Below are 6601 nucleotides of genomic sequence, written 5' to 3' on the forward strand. Positions count from 1 at the left end.
CAAGTAGTCCGACGATTAAGATCTGAATCGTTTCAATTCCCAGGTTAAAGCTAATTAAATCAACAGCCAGCTCACTTCTCGGAATATTCATTTCCTTCAAAATGTCGGCAAATCCCATGCCGTGAATAAGCCCGAACAAAAAGGTCAGTACCCAGCGATGGCTAACCGAGGGACACCTGATATTATCAATGGCAACATAACAAATACTAAGCGCAATAGCAGGCTCTACAATCATTGGAGGTACATTAATAATGCCAAGAACCGTTAAAGTTAGGGTGCAGCTATGAGCAATTGTAAAAGCGGTAATCATAGTCGCATATTGTTTAAGTGTTTGGCGTGCAATCAGCAGGGAAAACAGGAAGAGCAAGTGGTCATAACCACCCAATATATGGCTCATACCCAGTTTAAAAAAGGAAAACCAGCCGTTCATCGAATTGGCATGCTCAGATTCAAAATCCTTATCCGTCACTGCCATGTTCCATGTACGGAAATTACCGGATAGGGCTTCTGTGCTTTTCTGATCACCATGATGGATGGTTAACAGGTTGACGTAGTTCGTTTTCGCATCATTCATGTAAAGATTATCGATTAATGATACAGTCATCGAAGGCGATGCTGGAGGATAAACGGCTTTCAAGACCAGCTTTGTTGCGTCCCCTTGCTGTTCAAGCGCTAAGCTTTCCAATTGGGTCCAAGCCTTCGGTTCCCCGTTAATTTTAAAAGTTAGCTTCTCTTTTAATGTGGCTTCCATCCGCTCTTTCACAGCGCTGAATTCTTCTTGATCCAGCTTGTTATCCGAATTGATATCACCGTTCATTAGCTCTATGACAGATAATTCGTCCAGTGTGTAGATCATCTCGGTTTGTGATTGGGTCAGATTCAGCGTCGTATACCCAGCACTATAAGCATGGGCATAAGCGGCTTGCGTGAAAGGGAACACCAGCGCAGATACTAGAGCCAATAAGCACAATATCGTACGCATAATAGGAGCATTAATCTTGATCATCTATTTTCCCTCCAGAATTTTCATATTAAAGACAAAACCCTCCCCTATCTGCAATTAGAGGAGGATTCTATCATTCCGTTTACTGCTTATTTATTTAGGAGTCTCTCAATCACAACGGCTGCTTGAGCACGTGTTGATGAATCATTTGGTTCGAAGTTATCATTGTAGCCAACTACAATGTCTTGACTTGCGGCTAATGCAACGCCAGCTGCAAGAGATGAATTAATCGATGCACTGTCTTTAAATTTACTTAAAAAAGCGTTAATGTCTGTTTCATGCTTATAGCCTTTGACAGCCACAAGTGCATTCGAAGCAATTGTTGCCATTTCCGCACGGCTAATTTTTTCATTTGGTGCAAATTGTTCAGCTGATCGTCCTTGGATGATTCCCGCCTTGGCAGCAGAAGCGACTACAGGCTTGAACCAATCCCCGTCGTTTACATCACTGAAGGATTCGGTCGCTGTGGCATCTTCCAAATGAAAAGCCTTTACAATCATTGCAGCGAATTCCGCGCGTGTCACTTCAGCATTTGGCGCGAATTCGCCTTCGCTGCGACCCTGTACGATTCCTTGCGCAGCTGCGATTCCAATCGATTTACCTGCCCATGCTTGAACGTCAGCGATATCTTTAAACGCTACTTTGTTCTCAAAAATGGCGTAAGTAGAAAATGATTTGCGTTCACCTTCGGAATAATTGCCTTCTGCGTCGTAACGACCGCCATAAAACTCTAATTTCCCATCGACAATTTTGGCTAGAGAGAATAGATCAGAATTCAATCCTTGCACCGTAATCGGGAATTTGATAATGACAGGTTTCGTGAAGGTTGTATTTGTGCCAGAGCTATTAATAAACTCAAAATTGTATACATCTGATGCCATTTTTAAGTTTGTAACTAAGTTTCCTGCTGGTTGCTTTTTAATCGTTAGCGTCGTATTTCCGGTAAATTGATCTACATCAACGGCTAAGGAAACTCCGTTTATTTTAAATGAGATCGCGTCAATTCCAGCTTCTTTGGCTTTGCTAACTAGATCAGCAAGAATTGGGATCTCTGCATTATTTACAGTTTGCGTGCCTAGATCAAGTGTTGCAGTTACTTTAACTTCAGCATTTGGATCAAATGCTTTTAATTTATCACTCATAATCGCTGCTTGATCATTAATTGTTTTGAACAAATCAGTGAACGCGTTGGCATTTAATTCAACCTTGGCTGTATCACCAACTATTTTAACCGAACCAGAAACATTCAATGTCGATTGTTGTTCTATAGCCTTCTTAACCACATCGATCGCCTGTTTAAGCGCTGTTTGTGCATTGCCCCCATTGTTTTTGGTGCCTAATAGCTCATTCAGCTTTTGGTCCGCATTTTGAGTAATTAAAACAAGTTCTTGTGGGGTAATCGTTGTTACGGGAGTAGCGGATGGCGCTGATGCCCAAGAACCTCCTGAGGAGCTGTTAGGTGGATTTCCCACACTTTCCCTGTTTACATTTAGAACAAGGCCAGGCGTTATGCTTTCCTTCGTTGCCCCGACGTTCTCGGTAGTGGTTGTTACATTGGTTTCTTTCATCATTACTTTCGCAGGATCATTACCCGTATACGTAAATGTCACATTACAGATGTTTACTTTTCCATTGTAAATATTATGGTTATCAAAGAAGCCAAAATAATGAACTCCGTCTTTTTCTTTGTCCACTTTATTATTGCTAGTAATGGTACTTGTGTAATCTATTGATTTAATTTGGATATTACCTTCAAGGCTTAAACCAAATTCAGCGCCACTAAACAACGCATTGTTCGTAACCATGATGCCCACTGAGAACTCGTTTGCATTGCTGCCGACAGTAACACTTGGCTGTGAGAATTCTACACTTTGAAGATTAGTAGCAGCGAATGCAGTTACTTGCAAGGATAGGATGCATATAAGAACGAAGATCGTCATCATTTTCATTTTCATTTTCTACAAGGCACCTCTCTAGTTTAAAATCCAGGAAAAGGCATAAAGCCTTTTCCTGTGAAGGTATATCAATGAATATCCAGGTATCAATGAATATCCAGGTATCAATGATTACTCAAGAATCTGCCTTAGGATTAGAGTGAAGTCTGTAATATCAACAACATTATCTGAATTGATATCTGCAAACTTAGCAGCATTCCAGTTTGTATCACTTGAAGTAGCTCTGTAATACTGTAGGGCTTTGGACAAGTCGGAAGCCGTTAATAGACCGTCGTTATTAAAATCGTAATAGCTGATAACGGAGCCTGTCTTCCCAGTGATCGTAGATTTAGTATCTTTATTCAACCCAACCGAAGAAGTAAGTGAGCTGAGAAGATTTAAATCTGCTGACGCCACTTTCTGTGGTCCTTGAACCAGCTCAAAGGTAAGTTTAACAACATCTGTAGGTGCAATTGTCGAGATAGCTGTTGTTAAGCCTGCCACAACCCTAACGGAGTTACCTTCTAATTTGCTGTCAATTACTCCAGCGTTAGGAGATACTAACTCAGCTTTCTTAAACTTGATTCTTGTGCTGTCAAAACCGAAAGTTGCATCTACGGTGTTTACGTAATTGCCATTGGTGAGTGCATAGTAGTATTCAAAGGTGGATGGATGAACATCTTGCGTTTGTTTAGAATATACTTTGGCTTCCGTATCTTTAACCAAACCATAGGAATCAACGACTTCCATTGTATCGGTTCTAAACGTTTTAACCGTAAGACTTGTTGGAGTTACATCAATCGTAGAGAAGGTCGGAACACGAAGCTGGCTTCTAACTGCGGAGTATACTTCTGGTGTTGTCTGTAAGGAATAATACTTACTACCGCTTGCTGAGTTCGCCGTGAAGTAAGTAGCGCCTGTTGGGTTAACATCTCTTCCTTGACTGTCAACAAGCTGGTTTTTTTGCGGTTTGTCGCCTTTCATAACAAACGTTCTGACATAAGAGTGGTCATGTCCCATGAAGATCATGTCGATATTCAGTTCATCAAACGTTGGGAAAAGGCCTGCTCTCAAATTTGTAATCGAAGACTCTAAAGAATGCGTTCCCGCTCCATAAATATCATGGTGGAAAGAGACAAACTTCCATTTGGCATTCGGAACAGCAGCAACGGTTTCCTTCATAAATTGGACATGTGCTGCTGCGCTGCTATTGTTTGTATTCAATACCATAAACAACGTGTCGCCTTTGGTGTAATAATAGTCGCCTGGACTAACCGTCGTGGCACCTAAAGTAGACTGGTTGGGCTGACTGAAGTGATAAGCATAATTCGCACTGCCATCGTGGTTACCAACAACAGTTGCTACAGGCAAGCTTCTAAGCACACTTGGACTTAGGAAAGCATCATACTGGGCTTCACTGTTATTCGTTTCCACCTGATCCCCTGCAGACATAATAAAACTCATCTTAGGGAACATAGCAACCGCTTTGTTCAGAGTGTTAGTCCAACCATATGTATCATTGGTTACACTCCCGGATGAACCAATTTGCGGATCCCCTACAAACATAACGCTGTAGTTGTACGGATCTTGTGATGAATAGTAGTAAATCGGACTCCAGTTGGTGCCGTCTCCTACTCGGTACGCAAAATCTGTATTAGGCGTAATACTTGTAAGCGTTACTTTGTTGGAATAATAAACATTCGATGAAACTGTCGCCGCTTCGGAAGAGGTTCCTGTGAAGGTAACTGCGTTAGAACCACTAGGGAAATTACCGCCTACCACAAGAGCCTTATATGTTACTTGGACTTTGGCAGCGACCGGATTTACGTTCGTATAATACGTTACATTCAACTCGGATTCGTTCTTACCTGGATTGAGTACGATGTCTGAAATGGTATAAGTACTTGCATCTGCATTGACGATTGAATTCAGCTTGAACTTATCTGCAAGTCCAGAAGGCAAAAGAGAAATAACTAATAGAAGGGCTAAGACTAGTACAGTGATTGTAGTAAATCGTCTTTTGGAATCAAATAAACTAAGCATAAATGAACCACTCCTATAAGATGATAGTGCCCCACCGCGCGGTTAGTATTTGAAAGGCACTACTCATACTGTAACCTAGAACTGTAAAAAGAATTATATTTTTGCGTGTGTTAATTGTAAACATAAAGTATACAGTTCATGATAACAATAGATTTAGTAGTTAGTGAATTTACGCTAGATAGGCTCTAATAAGCGCTATTAATCCGAGCAATGAAAGTACAATCAAAACAGCAGGAATCGCCCCTTTGATCCTGCGGATCGCAGAAATTAGCAGGTACATAATCAGCACAATCACAACTAAACTGAGAACAATACCTACACTATAGGCAATTAATGAAGATACCACGTGTTGACCATTGTTGCTCATTCTACTCAATACCTCAGCAAAACCAAAACCATGAATCAAGCTAAAGCAGGATATTAACCATAAATTTTGTTCCTTGTTCTTGTTTAATAGCAAGTTCAAGGCGACATAAAGAATACTAAGTGCGATGCCAGAATCAACAAATTTGCCCGGAAGCATCGGGATATGCAGACCGGCCAAAATCAAAGTCAGCGATTGAGCAGCTGCAAAAATACCAGCAAACACTAGCAGCTGCTTCATAGATTTCACACCTATAAGAAGGCTTAATAGAAACAAAATATGCTCAAAACCAAGCAACAAACTCTCATAACCGAGTTGAAAAAATTTACTGATTGCATGCCCAGAGCTCAATTGACCTACTTGAACCTCACGAAGATCATTAACTAACACGGCATTTTGCTGAAGCTCACCGAGCGCTAACGTTACATAATTGATGTGCCATTCATCCATATCAAAAACCAAGTCGTAATCCAATTTAACATGTTGAGGATTAGTTCTCACTGGGTACTCCAAAATCGCTTCAGCAAACGGCTGATTATCCTTTTCGAAGTAGGTAAGCTGTGTCAGCTTTCCATCAAGCTGCAAGTTATCCGCATACAATTTGATTTGAGAGAGCAGATATTTTTGCACATCGTCTTGAGAGTTTCTAACGAATTGATTTAACACCTCAGGGGTTGTGAATTGTCTGTTCGGATCATTTTGTGTCGCTCCTGCTCGCATATCGTACATATCGAGTTGTAATTTGTATGTAATGACGCCATCTTTCATTGAAATATCCGAATAGGCTAAGCTAGCACCGTCATGAGCAAACGTAAGAGGARCCCATAAAATGAATAATACTAACGATAATGCAAATAAACCAAATCTCTTTTTTACCACTTAAATCCCCTCCTGATCTGCTGCTGCAATATCTCGGCTAACGTCTGTTTATCAATATAAGCCCATTATGTTAGAGGGGAGTCGTGATCATATATATTTATTGTGAAGGACTTAAGTTGTAAGGTCGAAAGACAAGGCCACCATTACAAAATCCGCAGGAGTATTGGTGAGCCCGTTACTTAAGAAGGCAGCCGATCCAATTTGGTCGGCTGCCTTCTTAAGTTGTTCACGTTCATATCATAGAACCCAACCATGTTCATAGAACCCAACCATGTCGAATCATTTAGAGTTTTCGATACCGTAAAATTAAAGTGATAACGAATAGTACAACGCATAAGGATAATGTGTTTGTTACCAAAAAGGCTAAGCCAGCACCAG

5 protein-coding genes are annotated in these 6601 nt (G+C 40.8%); all 5 read right to left on the reverse strand.

Going from position 1 to position 6601, the window contains the following annotated elements:
* On the reverse strand, positions 1 to 1006 hold a 1006-nt coding region (locus AC1DUA_RS17900; RefSeq protein ID WP_477501060.1), incomplete at its 3' end, for a HupE/UreJ family protein.
* Positions 1007 to 1092: 86 nt separating this feature from the next.
* Positions 1093 to 2958: an S-layer homology domain-containing protein gene (locus AC1DUA_RS17905; protein WP_477501061.1), complete on the reverse strand. Its 1866-nt coding sequence runs from the start codon at positions 2956 to 2958 to the stop codon at positions 1093 to 1095.
* A gap of 111 nt (positions 2959 to 3069) precedes the next feature.
* Complete coding sequence (locus tag AC1DUA_RS17910; protein WP_477501062.1) at positions 3070 to 4980, reverse strand: metallophosphoesterase; 1911 nt, start codon at positions 4978 to 4980, stop codon at positions 3070 to 3072.
* 169 nt (positions 4981 to 5149) lie between these two features.
* Positions 5150 to 6223 (reverse strand): HupE/UreJ family protein, encoded by a 1074-nt coding sequence (locus AC1DUA_RS17915; protein WP_477501063.1) that lies wholly within the window; start codon positions 6221 to 6223, stop codon positions 5150 to 5152.
* A gap of 179 nt (positions 6224 to 6402) precedes the next feature.
* On the reverse strand, positions 6403 to 6601 hold a 199-nt coding region (locus AC1DUA_RS17920), incomplete at its 5' end, for a hypothetical protein (protein ID WP_477501064.1).

This window comes from Paenibacillus sp. 01T422 (genome assembly GCF_056398785.1).